The sequence below is a fragment of the Escherichia sp. MOD1-EC5433 genome, assembly GCF_002966005.1.
Lineage (GTDB): Bacteria > Pseudomonadota > Gammaproteobacteria > Enterobacterales > Enterobacteriaceae > Escherichia > Escherichia ruysiae.
The window spans coordinates 117,288-133,527 of sequence record NZ_PTRL01000008.1 but is presented as its reverse complement, the minus strand read 5'-3'; the positions used below and the strand labels follow the sequence as shown (position 1 = coordinate 133,527).

Below are 16,240 nucleotides of genomic sequence, written 5' to 3'. Positions count from 1 at the left end.
AATCGTAGGCCAGAGACAACAACATAACTAAAAATGATATTTTCAGCCTGAATGTTGGCAGGTAAAAGAGGGGACGTTTAACCATCAGGGATGCCCCATGACGACCTTGCCAGGGGGCAGAAAATGGGGACTTATCCCGCTTTTACCGCAGTGACCATCACTTCAACCAGAATCTCCGGGCGGGCCATCTCCGCTTGTACGGCAGCACGTGCCGGGCTATATCCTTCTGGCATCCAGCTAACCCATACGTCGTTGAACTCGGCAAAATCGCGGCTGATATCTTTTAACCATATCTGAGCGGACAAGAGATGAAATTTATCACTGCCAGCTTCAGCAAGTAATGCGTCGATTTTCTCCAGCACTTCGCGCGTTTGTTGCGCGATGGACGGAGTATTGCTCTTCGGTGTCTGACCGGAGAGAAAAACAAGATTGCCATATTCCACGCTGGCGGCAAGACGCGGTTGTGGGTTATTACGTTTGATATTCAAGCTGATTGGCTCCATGTCAGTCCATCAAGTGAAATTGCAGGATCTTCGCCCGACAGCAGAGCGCCTAACACCACGGCACTACCCGCCGCCAGCGTAAAGCCCAGACTGCCCTGACCAAGATTCATCCATAGATTTTGATACTTCGCCCGTCCTAATAGTGGCGGACCCGCAGGGGTGGATGGACGCATACCCGTCCATAATTCGGCCTCATCGATACCTTGCAGTTGCGGAAAACTGGCAGCTACGATCTGTTTTAAGGCGCCAATGCGTTCAGAGCGCAGTTCAGTACCGTCATAGCCAATATCGACCATGGCGGCGATGCGCAACCGGTCACCGAGCCGGGCATAGACAATTTTATGACCATAGTCGGTGACACTGATTTGTGGTGCGATCCCCATTTTTTGTGGGAAGGGGAGCGTCAGACTGTAGCCTTTCAGACCACAGAGCGGTACGTGAGTCCCGGTTCCGGCAAGCAAATGCGTGCTGCCATTACCGGCGGCAACGACATAATCATCCGCAACCAGCGTTCCAGTGCGGGTGGTAATAGACTCAATGCGCTCACCTTTTTTATTCAACTGCAAAACTTCGCAATCGGTCTGTAGCGAAAAATTCGCACTGGCATTAAGTTTGGCAAGTAATGCCTGACAGAACTTATAGCAGTCCGCCGTTTCATCGCCGGGGGAGTAAATACCACCGCACAGGGAATGACCAATATGTTTTAGTGCTGGTTCAAGATGAACACACTCTTCGCGTGATAAAGCCTGTTGAAATTGCGGATCAATGCCTTTTGCTGCTTTGGCTAAATCTTGCTGGCGGCGATGAATAATCAGTTTGCCAGAACGGCGCCAGTGAAAATCATCAAGATTATCCTCCAGCAGCCACTCTTCCATGACCTGACGACTTAACAGTGATAAGCGTAAAATATGGTCGCCATTGAGTTTATTTGTCCGGCTATTACAGGACATTAAAAACGCCAGCAACCAGCGCCACTGGCTAAATGACATGCGCAAACGCATATTCAGAGGGGAGTCACTTTTCCCCATCCACTTAAGCCCCTGCATCGGTACGCCTTTATCCGCCAGAGGGGCCACGTAGCGATAGCTGAGTTGCCCGCCATTAGCGAAACTGGTGGCGACGCCTGCCTGACTGTTACGTTCTAACAATTGCACCTGATGGCCCTGTTTTACCAGAACCCATGCTGTCGCCAGACCAATTACCCCGCCGCCAATAACTACAATGCGTTTTTTCATCACCTGAGATATCCACCGCTAATAAATGCGTTGGGGATATGTCAAAACATTTAGGCCTGAGGAGCAATTGACTTTTTATTTTCAGGGTATAACTCAAGGTTAATGGCTCGCAGTTGCTGACGTAATTGCTGACAGAGGAAATCGACAAATTTTTGTGTAATAGGACTAAGCGAAACATCGGCACGGCGTAGTAAGCAAAGATCAATTTTTATTGGTGGTTCGATGGAGTGAATTGTCTCTGCCGGGAGGTTATGACGGGCAGAGAAAATATCGGTAATACTGCATCCCATTCCTCGTTTTACAAATTCAGTCGCCATGTAATATGTCTGGACATTCAGGCGCGTCGTCAAAAAATCACGCCGTTTGGCTATTGCATCGGAAAGGGAATAGGGGCCGGGAGAAATCCAGCGTTGTTGGTCAATCTTGTCTATTTCTACCGCGCCCTGTCGATAGTCCCGGTCGATATAAACCAGCGGAACTTCGGCTATCAGCGTCGTCATAATCTCCCCCTGTTGAATCGGCTGTAGCGTCAGAGCCAGATCAATCTCACGCAGATCAAGTTTTTTAACCAACGTTTCGGTGTGCTCTGTCGTCAGTGTCATTACCAGATTCGCATTCTGCTGGTAAAACGCGGTGACTATTTCTGGCACCAGACTTAACCCCAGACTTGGCAGGCATCCCAGGGCTATTTTGGCTCGCGGATCTCGCGTCAGGTTATCGGCCAGCAGTCGCAGGTTATCGAGTTCGTGATAAATCGACTGCGCTTTTTCAAAAAGTGTGATCGCTTCGCTGGTTGGAAGAAGCTTGCCACGAACTCGCTGAAAGAGCTGAAAACCGAGTTTTTGTTCAGCGTTTTTTAACGCTTTACTGGCGGCCGGCTGGGAAATATTCAGCGATTCCGCAGCCCGGGAAAGTGTCCCGCATGTCATCACGGCATAGAAGATTTCCAGGTGGCGCAGTTTCATTAAGAGTTAACCCAGAGTTATAGACGATAGATAAAAAGTCATTTCATGGTAACACCAAGTTAACATAAATTTAATCTGTAACGCCTGTTCTGGTAACAATGCGTTATTTGCCCACCTAAAGGGGTTAATTACGAACTCAGAATAATACCTGTAGTACCCGGACAAACCCTCAGTGCATTTTGCTAACAATAATAACGAGGGGGGATATTTTCTGAGCTGTCCAAATACATCGGCTGATATTGATGGTCGATTCGATGGGGTTAAGGAGTTATATGAGTGACTCAATGCTCGCTGGTGGTTCGCTAACCAGACAAAATATCACCAAAAAGAATGTCATTATTGGTTTACTGTTGGTTGTTTTTTTACTGACAGCGTTCTGGTGTCAGGGGCGTCCAGGTAATGAACTCGGACTGCTTGGTTTTACACCGCTGGTAGCGTTAGCGGTGCTCTCGTTGATAGGCGTCGATATTGTTCTGGCAGTTATTTCATCGATTATTATTGCGATGATAATGACCTCCACCGGCTTACCAGAAATGGGCACCATGCTGGCAAAATCGACGGGATCGTTTATCGCCACTGTAGGTCTGATCATCATGCTTGGTGCCGGTGTCGGGGAAGTGGCAACACGTACCGGAGCCGCCGTTGAACTGGTCAAATTTGTGGTACATCGTATCGGGCTTTCCAGCCAGACGCGGGTCAAATTTGGCATCGTTGTATCTTCCATTCTCATCTGTGGCGCGCTGGGCACTATGGCAGGCGGCAATGCCATTATTGTTGCGGTGATTATTCCTGTGGCGGCGGCAGTACGGCTGACGCCTCCCACGGTGGCTGCACTGATGATGACGGCAGGCTCAGTGGGATTGTTTACCGGGCCATTTACCCCCAGTACCGTGACGATTTTACAACTCGGCGGCCTGACTTATCCGCAATACCTGATGTACGTTGGATTACCAATGAGCGCCGTGACGTTATTCGCTGGCTGGATCATGGCCGGGCGAATTCAGAAGATGACGGAAGGAAAATTACACTACGAGGTGGATCTCTCTGAGAAAACTCAGGAAGAAGAGGAACCCGCCCGCGTTCGCCGTCGCAAGCTCAGCGCGCTGGCATTTGCCGCAACCATTATTGTTATGGCGGTTGTCGGTGTAGTGATAAAAGCAGGTTTTAGTTTTGCCATTATCGTGATGTTACTGGTGGCTTTGTTCACTGGACTGGTGGGAGGATTAAGCCCTGCCGGGATACTGCAGGCGCTGTATAAGGGGTGTGGCAGACTGGTGTGGATGTTTCTGCTCTACTGGCTGTATAACCCGATTCTGGAACTTATGGATAGCCTGCAGGCGTATCAGGGATTGCTCGAATACACCCAACCACTGTTAACCGGGATATCTCCGGCATGGCTTTGCTTCTGTATTTTTGCCTTTAACATTATCGGTCATGTGCCAGGCGCCGCTGTTGCTCAGATGACCTTTACGCACAAAATATTTGGTCCAATGTTGATGGCTGCGGGAGTGCCGCCACAGGGGACAACGGCGGTATTGTTAGCCTCATCGCAAGTGGACTGGTTTGGGCCTTTCCCTTCATCGGATATGTTTGGTCAAATGGGGCTGGCACAATCAACTCACCTGAAATATATGCTTTATAACGGTTGGACCATTGTCATTGCCAATATCATTCTTTTTGCCGTGCTGTTTCAGGTATTAGTTTAACGATACAAACCAGGCGATAGCGCAGCGACTGTCCGCTATCGCCTGGTGCTCTGCAAGTTTCCCGCCTCGTTATCTGCTAATTTGCGAACCTGTTCCCGGAAAAAAGTCATATTTCTGTCACACTCTTTAATCATTGATAACAAAAGAGGTGTGAGGAATGAAAAAAACGCTAATCGCCGCAGCCGTGGCAGGGATGGCTTTGCTTTCTTCAAATGCTCAGGCACAGGCTGTACCGGAAGGCTATCAGCTACAGCAAGTGCTGATGATGAGTCGCCATAACTTACGTGCGCCGCTGGCAAATAATGGCAGCGTGCTTGAGCAGTCGACGCCGAATAAATGGCCGGAATGGGATGTTCCCGGCGGGCAGCTCACCACTAAAGGTGGCGTGCTGGAAGTGTATATGGGTCATTACATGCGTGAGTGGCTGGCAGAGCAGGGGATGGTAAAGTCGGGTGAATGCCCGCCGCCGGACACCGTTTATGCTTACGCAAACAGCCTGCAACGTACCGTCGCTACCGCGCAGTTCTTTATTACCGGCGCATTCCCTGGATGTGATATTCCTGTTCATCACCAGGAAAAAATGGGCACCATGGACCCAACCTTTAACCCGGTAATCACCGATGATTCCGCCGCATTCAGTGAGCAGGCGGTGGCGGCAATGGAGAAAGAGTTCAGCAAACTACAACTGATGGACAGCTATCAGCTACTGGAAAAAATCGTTAACTATAAAGACTCTCCAGCCTGTAAAGAGAAGCAGCAATGTTCGCTGGTGGATGGCAAAAATACTTTCAGTGCGAAGTATCAACAAGAGCCGGGCGTTTCCGGGCCATTGAAAGTAGGCAACTCGCTGGTAGATGCGTTTACGTTGCAATACTACGAAGGTTTCCCGATGGATCAGGTGGCGTGGGGGGAAATTAAATCTGACCAACAGTGGAAGGTGTTGTCGAAGCTGAAAAACGGCTACCAGGACAGCCTGTTTACCTCACCGGAAGTAGCGCGCAATGTTGCGAAACCACTGGTCAGTTATATCGACAAAGCCCTGGTCACCGATCGCGCCAGCGCACCGAAAATCACTGTGTTGGTAGGGCATGACTCTAATATTGCCTCGCTGCTCACCGCGCTGGATTTTAAACCCTATCAGTTGCATGACCAGAACGAACGCACGCCAATTGGCGGCAAAATCGTTTTCCAGCGTTGGCATGACAGCAAAGCCAATCGTGATTTGATGAAGATCGAGTATGTATACCAGAGCGCGGAACAGTTACGTAATGCCGATGCGTTAACGTTGCAGGCTCCGGCTCAGCGGGTGACGCTGGAATTAAGCGGTTGCCCGATAGATGCTAATGGTTTTTGTCCGATGGATAAGTTTGATAGCGTGTTGAATGAAGCGGTGAAATAACAGAAAACTCCCCCGTCAGCTGCGGGGGAGTCACTGGTTAAACGTTTTTACGTTCGATGGTCTGTTCGCCCCAAAAAAGCGAATCTTTATCGGTTTTGGCAAAGGCTTTGACTAACACTTCGTCGCTACCTTCTTCCCAAATTTTTTCCGCCATTTTCTCATCGTACCCGGCGACTTCAAAAATGGCCTCGGCTATTTCCGGCGACGTATTGCGCAGAGATGCCCATTCACCCACGTGATGAGCTTTCGCTTCTTGAGTTGGCATGTGTATCCTCCTGTTGAAGATTAGCCATTAAGTTTGACTGCCAAACCAGCAACATATTCCCCCTGGTAACGTGCGATAGACAACTCTTCCTGACTGGGCTGGCGCGAACCGTCACCGCCTGCAATGGTGGTCGCGCCATAAGGCGTTCCGCCGCGAACCTGCGAGACGTCAAATAACTCTTGTGCTGCGTAGCCAATAGGGACAATCACCATGCCGTGATGTGCAAGGGTCGTCCAGGTTGAAGTGATAGTTTGTTCCTGACCGCCGCCGGTGCCGGTCGAACTAAAGACGCTTGCCAGTTTGCCGTACAGAGCGCCGGAAGCCCACAGGCCGCCAGTCTGATCCAGGAAAGTACGCATCTGGCCTGACATATTGCCAAAACGGGTTGGTGTACCAAAAATAATCGCGTCGTAATCGGCCAGTTCTTGCGGGGTTGCAACGGGCGCAGTTTGCGTTTTACCGCCTGCTTTTTCGAATAATTGCGGCTGCATGGTTTCCGGTACACGCTTAACGACAACTTCTGCGCCATCGACTTTGCTTGCGCCTTCGGCGACAGCTCGTGCCATCGTTTCGATATGTCCGTACATGGAATAATAAAGCACCAGAACTTTAGCCATTTCTAACCACTCCTCGTGTTATCTCTATTCCGTAGCGATTCGCTACCACTCATTTAAAGATAAGACGTCCTATTCAGAGTGCAAATTTCACAACCACTTATTTGATTTATAACAATTTTCACAAGCATGTAATTTTGTCGCAAAATGATACATTTTTATCCCATAGCGTTTTTTTAATCATAAGAGCGGCTTATGGCTGATTACCGGAAATGATATCTATTCTCGCTAAGAAGCTGTTGCAGGATATTACCAAACGCAGGCTTACCCGCGTCAGTTCACTAAGCTTAGTCCCACGTAGCGAAAATATGGCACCCGCCATACGCCGCGTTAATCCTGGGCACTATGATGACGGAGGTCAGTAATGGCAAACCATCGAGGCGGTTCCGGCAATTTTGCAGAAGACCGCGAAAGAGCATCAGAAGCAGGTAAAAAAGGTGGACAGCACAGCGGGGGGAATTTCAAAAATGACCCGCAGCGCGCATCTGAAGCAGGAAAAAAAGGGGGCAAAAGCAGTCACGGCAAAAGCAACAACTAACCGGGCTACTCCATGACGAATGCGTTTTGTCTGACGCACGTCATTACGCCACTGCCGCCGGTAATTCCGGCGGTTTTTTCGTTCTGGTACTCTCCTTAATATCCTCACGTTAATACCTTTCTCGCTCATTCCACCATTATTCATTTGTACCGTGAATGTTGATGGTCGAGGCATCGTGCTGATTTTGCTATCCTGTTGCCAGTCTACAAGAGGGGTGAGTGCATGACGCAAGGTGCAGTGAAAACAACGGGTAAACGTTCGCGCGCAGTGAGCGCGAAGAAAAAAGCGATTCTTGGTGCGGCACTGGACACTTTTTCACAATTCGGTTTTCACGGCACAAGGCTGGAGCAGATCGCAGAGTTGGCGGGCGTGTCAAAAACCAATCTGCTGTATTACTTCCCGTCGAAAGAGGCGCTGTATATTGCCGTGCTGCGGCAGATTCTCGATATCTGGCTGGCACCGTTAAAAGCGTTTCGTGAAGATTTTTCCCCGCTGGCGGCGATCAAAGAGTACATCCGTCTGAAGCTGGAAGTCTCACGCGATTATCCGCAGGCTTCGCGCCTGTTCTGTATGGAGATGCTGGCGGGCGCGCCGCTGTTAATGGATGAGCTGACGGGGGATTTGAAGGCGTTAATTGATGAGAAATCGGCGCTGATTGCCGGTTGGGTCAAAAGCGGAAAACTCGCGCCGATTGACCCGCAGCATCTGATTTTTATGATTTGGGCTTCCACCCAACATTATGCCGATTTCGCTCCCCAGGTGGAGGCGGTGACAGGCGCCACGTTGCGCGATGAGGTGTTTTTCAATCAAACGGTTGAAAACGTGCAGCGGATTATTATTGAAGGGATTCGACCACGTTAATAATTGCCGGAGGAGGTTACAACCTCCTCCGGCAAGTTCTTTAACCGATCGTCATTAAACTGGCGTTACCGCCGGCGGCAGCGGTATTCACACTCAGCGAACGTTCGATATACAGCCGTTCCAGCAGGATATTGCTTTCGCCACGGGCAAAACCCTGCACCGAAACAATCGCACCGTCACGCGCGGCAACCGCTTCACACAGTGCACGAAGCTGATCCGAATCACCGTGGAAGATCACCGCATCAAATGGTTGAGCGGTAATATTTTCCGCTTTAGCCAGTTGAATACGTTCGCTGACTGCCGATGGTAATGCCTTCACTAACTGACGATGGAGCGCGTCATCCGTCCACAGCACCTGGCTGCCCACCGCCAGCACGGCGGCAAGCTGAGTTAATGCATCCTGTTCATCATCCGCAATACATAACACGCGCTTACGCGGCAGCAGCGTCCAGGTGTTGCGTTCACCCGTCGGCCCTGGCAGCAATCGCTGTGTTCCTGCCTGCGCCAGCTCGCCATATTGAGTACATAACGCTTGCAATTCTGGACGATTTGCTGCCCATTCCCGTAGTGCATTCAGTGGCTGGATCAATGCGGCTTTCAACTGCGCATCGACCGGATACTCTGCATCCTGACGCGCGAGCGTCACTGCCAGCGCACTTTCCGGGCGATTCGCCAGCAGACGGTAGAGATAGAGCGGACCGCCTGCTTTCGGCCCAGTACCGGACAACCCTTCGCCGCCGAACGGCTGCACACCCACCACTGCGCCCACCATATTACGGTTAACATACAGGTTACCAACATGGGCCGAGCCAGTGACCTGGGCAATGGTTTCATCAATACGCGTATGGACACCGAGCGTCAGACCATAACCGGAAGCGTTAATCTGCTCGATCAGCTCCGGCAATTGATTACGGTTGTAGCGCACCACATGCAGCACCGGACCAAAGACCTCTTTTTGCAATTCGGCAAAGTCATCCAGTTCGATCAGCGTCGGGGCGACAAAGGTGCCGCTTTGCCATTCACGGGCATCTTCGCTGTTTTCCCGCACCGCCTGGAACACCGGACGGCCTTTGCTACGCATGGTCTGAATATGACGCTCAATATTGGCTTTCGCTTCGCTATCAATCACCGGACCGATATCGGTGGTCAGGCGACCCGGATTACCCATCCGGCATTCGGCCATTGCGCCGCGCAGCATTTTCAACGTGTGGTCGGCAATCTCATCTTGCAGGCACAGCACGCGCAGTGCCGAACAACGCTGACCTGCACTGTCGAACGCCGAGGCCAGCACATCTATTACGACTTGTTCGGTCAGTGCTGAAGAATCGACAATCATCGCGTTCATGCCGCCGGTTTCAGCGATGAGCGGAATAGGGCGACCCTGAGCGTCCAGGCGGCTGGCGATATTGCGTTGCAGTAACGTAGCGACTTCGGTTGATCCGGTAAACATCACCCCGCGCACGCGATCATCACCCGTCAGTTGCGCGCCCACGGTTTCACCCCGACCTGGTAGCAACTGCACCACGCCTGGCGGTACACCCGCTTCCAGCAAAATGGCGATCCCTTGCGCGGCAATCAGCGGCGTTTGTTCTGCCGGTTTTGCCAGCACGCTGTTACCTGCCGCCAGTGCGGCGGCGATCTGCCCGGTGAAAATAGCCAGCGGGAAGTTCCACGGACTGATACACACCACAGGCCCTAATGGACGGTGGGTTTCGTTAGCGAAATCATCCCGCACCTGTCCGGCGTAGTAGTGGAGAAAATCGACCGCTTCGCGCACTTCGGCGATGGCGTTACTGAAGGTTTTCCCGGCTTCACGCACCAGAATACCAATCAGTTGCTGCATCTGGCTTTCCATTAGCACGGCAGCGCGATGCAATATCGCCGCACGTTCAGCCGGAGGAGTGGCAAACCAGATTGGCGCATTATTAACCGCATTTTCCAGTGCCTGTTCCACTTCACGCGGCGTGGCTTCACGCACATAGCCCACAATATCTTTCGGTTCCGCAGGGTTAATAACGGGTGACATCTCACCTGCCGCTACCGGCTGTTCCAGCATTGGCAAGGCCTGCCATTTTTGTAGTGCACTGTTGAGCAGGGCAGAGGAGAGCGATGCCAGACGGTGTTCGTTGGCAAGATCTAACCCTGCCGAGTTGTCGCGCCCCTGACCGTAAAGATCGCGCGGTAGCGGAATTTTCGGATGCGGTAATCCTGTTTGCCCTTCCTGTTGCGCCAATTTTTCTACAGCAGTGACCGGATCTGCAACCAGTTCATCCAGCGGCAAAGAGGTATCGGCAATACGGTTTACAAACGATGTATTGGCACCGTTTTCCAGCAGGCGACGTACCAGATACGCCAGAAGCGTTTCATGCGTACCGACCGGCGCGTAAATACGACACGGGCGGTTAAGTTTGCCGTCGGCAACTTTCCCGGTGACCTGCTCATACAGTGGCTCGCCCATGCCGTGCAGGCACTGGAACTCGTACTGACCAGGATAATAGTTCTGCCCTGCCAGTTGATAAATCGCCGCCAGCGTATGGGCGTTGTGCGTCGCGAACTGCGGATAAATTAAATTCGGCACCGCCAGCAGCTTTTTAGCACAGGCGAGATAAGAAACGTCGGTATACACCTTGCGGGTATAAACCGGATAACCTTCAAGGCCGTCCATCTGCGCACGCTTGATTTCGCTGTCCCAGTACGCGCCTTTCACCAGGCGAATCATCAGACGGCGACGGCTGCGGGTGGCGAGATCAATCAGGTAATCGATCACCAACGGGCAGCGTTTCTGATAAGCCTGAATAACAAAACCGATGCCGTTCCAGCCTGCCAGTTCCGGCTCGAAACAGAGTTTTTCCAGCAAATCGAGGGAGATCTCCAGACGATCTGCCTCTTCGGCATCGATGTTAATACCAATATCGTACTGACGCGCCAGTAGGGTTAATGATTTCAGACGCGGGTAAAGCTCGTCCATTACCCGGTCATACTGGGCGCGGCTGTAACGCGGATGCAGCGCCGACAGCTTGATTGAAATGCCTGGCCCTTCATAGATGCCACGACCGTTGGATGCTTTGCCAATGGCGTGAATCGCCTGCTGATAGGACACCATATACGCCTGCGCATCTGCGGCGGTCAGCGCGGCTTCGCCGAGCATATCGTAAGAGTAACGGAAACCTTTCTCTTCCAGCTTGCGGGCATTGGCTAATGCTTCCGCGATGGTTTCGCCAGTGACGAACTGCTCGCCCATCAGGCGCATCGCCATATCCACACCTTTGCGGATCAGCGGTTCACCGCTCTTACCGATAATGCGGTTCAGCGAGCGGGAGAGGCTGGCTTCGTTATGGGTAGAAACCAGTTTGCCGGTAAACAGTAGCCCCCAGGTGGCGGCATTAACAAACAAAGACGGGCTACGACCAATGTGTGACTGCCAGTTACCGTTGCTGATTTTGTCGCGAATTAACGCATCACGGGTGGCTTTATCGGGAATACGTAGCAACGCTTCCGCCAGACACATCAGCGCCACGCCTTCCTGCGATGACAGCGAAAACTCCTGCAATAATCCCTGAACCATGCCTGCGCGACCACTGGCGTTTTTTTGATTACGCAGTTTATCTGCCAGTTGATATGCCAGTTTGTGCGCCTGTTCCGCAATCGGCTGCGGCAGGCGAGCTTGTTCCAGCAGCATAGAAACCGCTTCGGTTTCCGGGCGGCGATAGGCAGCGGTGATGGCAGCACGGGAAACTGACTGCGGCAAAATTTGCTCGGCAAAGTCGAGGAATGGCTGGTGTGGTTCCTCTGCCGGAGTCGGTGCTTCATCGCTCTCATTGGCAGCGCCAGAAAGCAGCGCAGGCAGCTCCGGCAGGGTATCGCTGTTCTCCAGCTGTTCAAGATAAGAAAAAATCGCCTGCTTAATTAACCAGTGTGGCGTGCGATCGATACGTGTCGCGGCTGACTTAATACGCTCGCGCGTCGCGTCGTCCAGCTTAACCCCCATGGTGGTGGTTCCCATGCCATTACTCCTGTTGTTCTGAAAGGTGCAACTTAACGTTATTGTGAAATATCCATTATGTTGCAACTTTGTGCAACCATGTTAAATGTGACTTACGTAGCAAGCTTAAAAATGAATGAAATGTTAATAAAAGAAATCGATATGACAGGGAATAAAAAAATAACGCAGACTTTTTCTCTGCGGCAGTTAACATTTTTGAAAGGTGCAACCGCAAAAAATGTGAGGGAGTGCAACCTGATGAAAAATAGTATCGCTGGGCACTAAAATTTAATGTAAATGATGTGTTAAATCGATTGTGAATAACCAACGCTTCCGGCAGGATACGGTCGCCCTGGTAAACATAAACTCTGTTACCCCGTTCCGGTGGCAGATATAACGGCAAGTTTCGACATTGCCGATAATAATTTTTTGGAGACTTTAGATGGCTATTAGCACACCGATGTTGGTGACATTTTGTGTCTATATCTTTGGCATGATATTGATTGGGTTTATCGCCTGGCGATCAACTAAAAACTTTGACGACTATATTCTGGGCGGTCGCAGCCTTGGGCCGTTTGTAACGGCATTATCGGCGGGTGCGTCGGATATGAGCGGCTGGCTGTTAATGGGATTGCCGGGCGCAGTGTTTCTTTCCGGGATTTCCGAAAGCTGGATCGCTATTGGCCTGACATTAGGCGCGTGGATTAACTGGAAGCTGGTGGCCGGGCGGTTGCGTGTGCATACCGAATACAACAATAACGCCTTAACCCTGCCGGATTATTTCACCGGGCGCTTTGAAGATAAAAGCCGTATTTTGCGCATTATCTCCGCGCTGGTTATTTTGCTGTTCTTCACCATTTATTGCGCTTCGGGCATTGTGGCAGGCGCGCGTCTGTTTGAAAGCACCTTTGGCATGAGCTACGAAACGGCTCTGTGGGCAGGTGCAGCGGCGACCATCCTTTATACCTTTATTGGCGGCTTCCTCGCGGTGAGCTGGACCGATACCGTACAGGCCAGCCTGATGATTTTTGCCCTGATCCTGACGCCGGTTATTGTAATCATTAGCGTTGGTGGGTTTGGCGACTCGCTGGAAGTGATCAAACAAAAGAGCATTGAAAACGTTGATATGCTTAAAGGACTGAATTTTGTCGCCATTATCTCGCTGATGGGCTGGGGGCTGGGTTACTTCGGGCAGCCGCATATTCTGGCGCGTTTTATGGCGGCGGATTCTCACCACAGCATCGTCCATGCGCGTCGTATCAGTATGACCTGGATGATCCTCTGCCTCGCTGGGGCGGTGGCTGTCGGCTTCTTTGGGATTGCTTACTTTAATGATCATCCTGCGGTAGCAGGTGCGGTAAACCAGAACGCTGAACGCGTGTTTATCGAACTGGCGCAAATTCTGTTTAATCCGTGGATTGCCGGGATCCTGCTGTCGGCGATTCTGGCGGCGGTGATGTCAACCTTAAGCTGCCAACTGCTGGTGTGCTCCAGTGCGATTACCGAAGATCTGTACAAAGCATTCCTGCGTAAACATGCCAGCCAGAAAGAACTGGTGTGGGTAGGGCGTGTTATGGTGCTGGTGGTGGCGCTGGTGGCCATTGCGTTGGCAGCGAACCCGGAAAACCGCGTGCTGGGGCTGGTGAGCTACGCGTGGGCAGGCTTTGGCGCGGCGTTTGGTCCGGTGGTGCTGTTCTCGGTGATGTGGTCACGCATGACGCGCAACGGCGCGCTGGCGGGGATGATCATCGGTGCGCTGACGGTTATCGTCTGGAAACAGTTCGGCTGGCTGGGTCTGTACGAAATTATTCCGGGCTTTATCTTCGGCAGCATTGGGATTGTGGTGTTTAGTTTGCTGGGTAAAGCGCCGTCAGCGGCGATGCAAAAACGCTTTGCCGAAGCAGATGCGCACTATCATTCGGCGCCGCCGTCACGGTTGCAGGAAGGTTAAGGGAAGGCGTTTTACCGAAAATTCCACGTCATAATGGGAAGCAGACAGAGGGCAATCAGTGATTGCCCTCTGTGTTTTCTCTCAAAATATTTTTACATTTCCTCATCATTATCACTACATTCCGCTTGTGTTTTTCTTCACCGTAATGATAATCGCTATCACTGCGATTTACTTTTCTTTGCATAGATTGACTCAGAAAAACGTTTAAGGGTGGGTGGCATGTTTGTTCCGTTTCTCATTATGTTGCGCGAAGGACTTGAAGCCGCGCTGATTGTCAGTTTGATTGCCAGCTATCTTAAGCGTACCCAGCGAGGCCGATGGATTGGCGTGTTGCTTGCCGCTGCGTTGTGCCTGGGTTTGGGTATCTTCATTAATGAAACCACCGGCGAATTCCCGCAAAAAGAGCAGGAGCTGTTTGAAGGGATCGTGGCGGTGATCGCCGTGGTGATCCTCACCTGGATGGTTTTCTGGATGCGCAAGGTGTCGCGCAACGTCAAAGTGCAACTGGAGCAGGCGGTCGATAGCGCATTGCAGCGCGGGAATCATCACGGCTGGGCGCTGGTGATGATGGTCTTTTTTGCCGTTGCACGGGAAGGGCTGGAGTCGGTCTTTTTCCTGCTGGCGGCATTTCAGCAAGATGTCGGGATCTGGCCGCCGCTCGGTGCAATGCTTGGCCTCGCCACGGCCGTGGTGCTTGGTTTCCTGCTCTACTGGGGCGGTATTCGCCTCAATCTTGGCGCATTTTTCAAATGGACCAGCCTGTTTATTCTCTTCGTCGCCGCAGGGCTGGCAGCAGGTGCCATTCGCGCATTTCATGAAGCCGGATTGTGGAACCACTTTCAGGAAATCGCCTTCGATATGAGCGCGGTGCTCTCAACTCACTCGCTGTTCGGCACGCTGATGGAAGGTATTTTTGGTTATCAGGAAGCGCCTAGCGTCAGCGAAGTCGCCGTCTGGTTTATTTATCTCATCCCGGCGCTGGTGGCGTTTGCTCTGCCGCCACGTGCAGGAACGACAGCGTCTCGCTCCGCGTAACAAATACGACGCAAACTCTTGCTTAGTTACAACATACTTTAAAGGGATAGTCTCGTCATGACCATTAACTTCCGCCGTAGCGCACTGCAATTAAGCGTGGCTGCGCTGTTCTCTTCTGCTTTTATGGCAAATGCCGCTGATGTGCCGCAGGTCAAAGTGACCGTGACGGATAAGCAGTGCGAACCAATGACTATTACGGTTAACGCCGGGAAAACGCAGTTTATCATTCAGAACCACAGTCAGAAGGCGCTGGAGTGGGAGATCCTCAAAGGCGTGATGGTGGTGGAAGAGCGGGAAAATATCGCCCCTGGTTTTAGCCAAAAAATGACGGCGAATTTACAGCCTGGTGAATACGATATGACCTGCGGTCTGCTGACTAACCCGAAAGGGAAGTTGATCGTCAAAGGCGAGGCGACGGCGGATGCGGCGCAAAGTGATGCACTGTTAAGCCTCGGCGGTGCAATTACCGCATATAAGACGTATGTCATGGCGGAAACCACGCAGCTGGTGACCGACACTAAAGCCTTTACCGACGCCATTAAAGCGGGCGATATCGAAAAAGCGAAAGCACTGTATGCGCCGACGCGCCAGCACTATGAGCGCATTGAACCGATCGCTGAACTGTTCTCCGATCTGGATGGCAGCATTGACGCCCGTGAGGATGATTACGAGCAAAAAGCCGCCGACCCGAAATTCACCGGTTTCCACCGTCTGGAAAAAGCCTTGTTTGGCGACAACACCACCAAAGGAATGGATCAGTACGCTGACCAGCTTTATACCGATGTGGTCGATTTGCATAAACGCATCAGTGAACTGGCTTTCCCACCTTCAAAAGTGGTCGGCGGCGCAGCCGGACTGATTGAGGAAGTGGCAGCCAGCAAAATCAGTGGTGAAGAAGATCGTTACAGCCACACCGATCTGTGGGACTTCCAGGCCAACGTTGAAGGCTCGCAGAAAATTGTCGATCTGCTGCGTCCACAATTGCAAAAAGCTAACCCGGAACTGTTAGCAAAAGTCGATACCAACTTCAAAAAGGTCGATACCATTCTGGCGAAATACCGTACCAAAGACGGTTTTGAAACTTACGACAAGCTGACCGATGCTGACCGTAATGCACTAAAAGGCTCGATTACCGCGCTGGCGGAAGATCTGGCGCAACTTCGCGGTGTGCTGGGGCTGGACTAAG

13 protein-coding genes are annotated in these 16,240 nt (G+C 51.7%); 7 read left to right on the top strand and 6 right to left on the bottom strand.

Features of this window, described 5'->3' with window-relative positions; translation table 11 throughout:
* Positions 1 to 131 precede the first annotated feature (131 nt).
* From C3D30_RS16615 to admX, 3 genes are read right to left on the bottom strand one after another with little or no spacing between them, the layout of a single operon-like run.
* The gene (locus tag C3D30_RS16615; RefSeq protein ID WP_024192222.1) at positions 132 to 488 is read right to left on the bottom strand and encodes a RidA family protein; all 357 of its coding nucleotides are present in this window, start codon (positions 486 to 488) and stop codon (positions 132 to 134) included.
* Entirely contained in the window at positions 485 to 1,738 is a 1,254-nt protein-coding gene (locus C3D30_RS16610) for a D-amino acid dehydrogenase (protein WP_000746241.1), read from the bottom strand. Before C3D30_RS16610 ends, C3D30_RS16615 begins: the two co-directional genes overlap by 4 nt.
* Before the next feature lie 50 nt (positions 1,739 to 1,788).
* Complete coding sequence (gene admX / locus C3D30_RS16605) at positions 1,789 to 2,703, bottom strand: HTH-type transcriptional regulator AdmX (RefSeq protein WP_000776563.1); 915 nt, start codon at positions 2,701 to 2,703, stop codon at positions 1,789 to 1,791.
* 272 nt (positions 2,704 to 2,975) lie between these two features.
* Here admX and C3D30_RS16600 point away from each other — a divergent pair, with 272 nt between their 5' ends.
* Together C3D30_RS16600 and agp are read left to right on the top strand one after the other, a co-directional pair.
* Positions 2,976 to 4,409, top strand: coding sequence for a gluconate:proton symporter (locus C3D30_RS16600; protein ID WP_105287142.1), 1,434 nt, complete (start codon positions 2,976 to 2,978; stop codon positions 4,407 to 4,409).
* Positions 4,410 to 4,566: 157 nt separating this feature from the next.
* Positions 4,567 to 5,808 (top strand): bifunctional glucose-1-phosphatase/inositol phosphatase, encoded by a 1,242-nt coding sequence (gene agp, locus C3D30_RS16595; protein WP_105284908.1) that lies wholly within the window; start codon positions 4,567 to 4,569, stop codon positions 5,806 to 5,808.
* A 37-nt stretch (positions 5,809 to 5,845) separates the two neighbouring features.
* Here the strand turns inward: agp and C3D30_RS16590 are convergent, their stop codons facing one another.
* Both C3D30_RS16590 and wrbA read right to left on the bottom strand, forming a co-directional pair.
* On the bottom strand, positions 5,846 to 6,073 hold the full coding sequence (locus tag C3D30_RS16590) for a YccJ family protein (RefSeq protein ID WP_001143120.1): 228 nt from the start codon (positions 6,071 to 6,073) through the stop codon (positions 5,846 to 5,848).
* Positions 6,074 to 6,093: 20 nt separating this feature from the next.
* On the bottom strand, positions 6,094 to 6,690 hold the full coding sequence (gene wrbA, locus C3D30_RS16585; protein ID WP_001151442.1) for an NAD(P)H:quinone oxidoreductase: 597 nt from the start codon (positions 6,688 to 6,690) through the stop codon (positions 6,094 to 6,096).
* A gap of 361 nt (positions 6,691 to 7,051) precedes the next feature.
* On the opposite strand from wrbA, the gene C3D30_RS16575 reads away from it, so the two are divergent.
* A complete protein-coding gene (locus C3D30_RS16575) occupies positions 7,052 to 7,225 on the top strand; it encodes a con-10 family general stress protein (RefSeq protein ID WP_001273661.1) in 174 nt (57 codons plus the stop codon).
* Between the two features lie 222 nt (positions 7,226 to 7,447).
* Complete coding sequence (gene rutR / locus C3D30_RS16570) at positions 7,448 to 8,086, top strand: HTH-type transcriptional regulator RutR (RefSeq protein ID WP_010352087.1); 639 nt, start codon at positions 7,448 to 7,450, stop codon at positions 8,084 to 8,086.
* Positions 8,087 to 8,126: 40 nt separating this feature from the next.
* On the opposite strand, the gene putA is transcribed toward rutR, so the two are convergent.
* Positions 8,127 to 12,089 carry a trifunctional transcriptional regulator/proline dehydrogenase/L-glutamate gamma-semialdehyde dehydrogenase gene (gene putA, locus C3D30_RS16565; protein ID WP_105287141.1) on the bottom strand — a complete coding sequence of 1,321 codons (3,963 nt, stop codon included), beginning with the start codon at positions 12,087 to 12,089 and terminating at the stop codon, positions 8,127 to 8,129.
* A 421-nt stretch (positions 12,090 to 12,510) separates the two neighbouring features.
* Here putA and putP point away from each other — a divergent pair, with 421 nt between their 5' ends.
* The 3 genes from putP to efeO all read left to right on the top strand — a co-directional run bounded on the left by putP (position 12,511) and on the right by efeO (position 16,239).
* A complete protein-coding gene (putP, locus tag C3D30_RS16555; RefSeq protein ID WP_001018481.1) occupies positions 12,511 to 14,019 on the top strand; it encodes a sodium/proline symporter PutP in 1,509 nt (502 codons plus the stop codon).
* Between the two features lie 219 nt (positions 14,020 to 14,238).
* Positions 14,239 to 15,054: an iron uptake transporter permease EfeU gene (gene efeU / locus C3D30_RS16550; protein ID WP_105287140.1), complete on the top strand. Its 816-nt coding sequence runs from the start codon at positions 14,239 to 14,241 to the stop codon at positions 15,052 to 15,054.
* A 57-nt stretch (positions 15,055 to 15,111) separates the two neighbouring features.
* Positions 15,112 to 16,239, top strand: coding sequence for an iron uptake system protein EfeO (gene efeO / locus C3D30_RS16545; protein ID WP_105287139.1), 1,128 nt, complete (start codon positions 15,112 to 15,114; stop codon positions 16,237 to 16,239).
* Position 16,240 lies beyond the last annotated feature (1 nt).

What these genes read in the sequence shown, in the direction of transcription:
- C3D30_RS16610 (WP_000746241.1), bottom strand. Translation starts at nt 1,738, where the DNA reads ATGAAAAAACGCATTGTAGTTATTGGCGGCGGGGTAATTGGTCTGGCG.
- admX (WP_000776563.1), bottom strand. Translation starts at nt 2,703, where the DNA reads ATGAAACTGCGCCACCTGGAAATCTTCTATGCCGTGATGACATGCGGG.
- C3D30_RS16600 (WP_105287142.1), top strand. Translation starts at nt 2,976, where the DNA reads ATGAGTGACTCAATGCTCGCTGGTGGTTCGCTAACCAGACAAAATATC.
- agp (WP_105284908.1), top strand. Translation starts at nt 4,567, where the DNA reads ATGAAAAAAACGCTAATCGCCGCAGCCGTGGCAGGGATGGCTTTGCTT.
- C3D30_RS16590 (WP_001143120.1), bottom strand. Translation starts at nt 6,073, where the DNA reads ATGCCAACTCAAGAAGCGAAAGCTCATCACGTGGGTGAATGGGCATCT.
- wrbA (WP_001151442.1), bottom strand. Translation starts at nt 6,690, where the DNA reads ATGGCTAAAGTTCTGGTGCTTTATTATTCCATGTACGGACATATCGAA.
- C3D30_RS16575 (WP_001273661.1), top strand. Translation starts at nt 7,052, where the DNA reads ATGGCAAACCATCGAGGCGGTTCCGGCAATTTTGCAGAAGACCGCGAA.
- rutR (WP_010352087.1), top strand. Translation starts at nt 7,448, where the DNA reads ATGACGCAAGGTGCAGTGAAAACAACGGGTAAACGTTCGCGCGCAGTG.
- putA (WP_105287141.1), bottom strand. Translation starts at nt 12,089, where the DNA reads ATGGGAACCACCACCATGGGGGTTAAGCTGGACGACGCGACGCGCGAG.
- putP (WP_001018481.1), top strand. Translation starts at nt 12,511, where the DNA reads ATGGCTATTAGCACACCGATGTTGGTGACATTTTGTGTCTATATCTTT.
- efeU (WP_105287140.1), top strand. Translation starts at nt 14,239, where the DNA reads ATGTTTGTTCCGTTTCTCATTATGTTGCGCGAAGGACTTGAAGCCGCG.
- efeO (WP_105287139.1), top strand. Translation starts at nt 15,112, where the DNA reads ATGACCATTAACTTCCGCCGTAGCGCACTGCAATTAAGCGTGGCTGCG.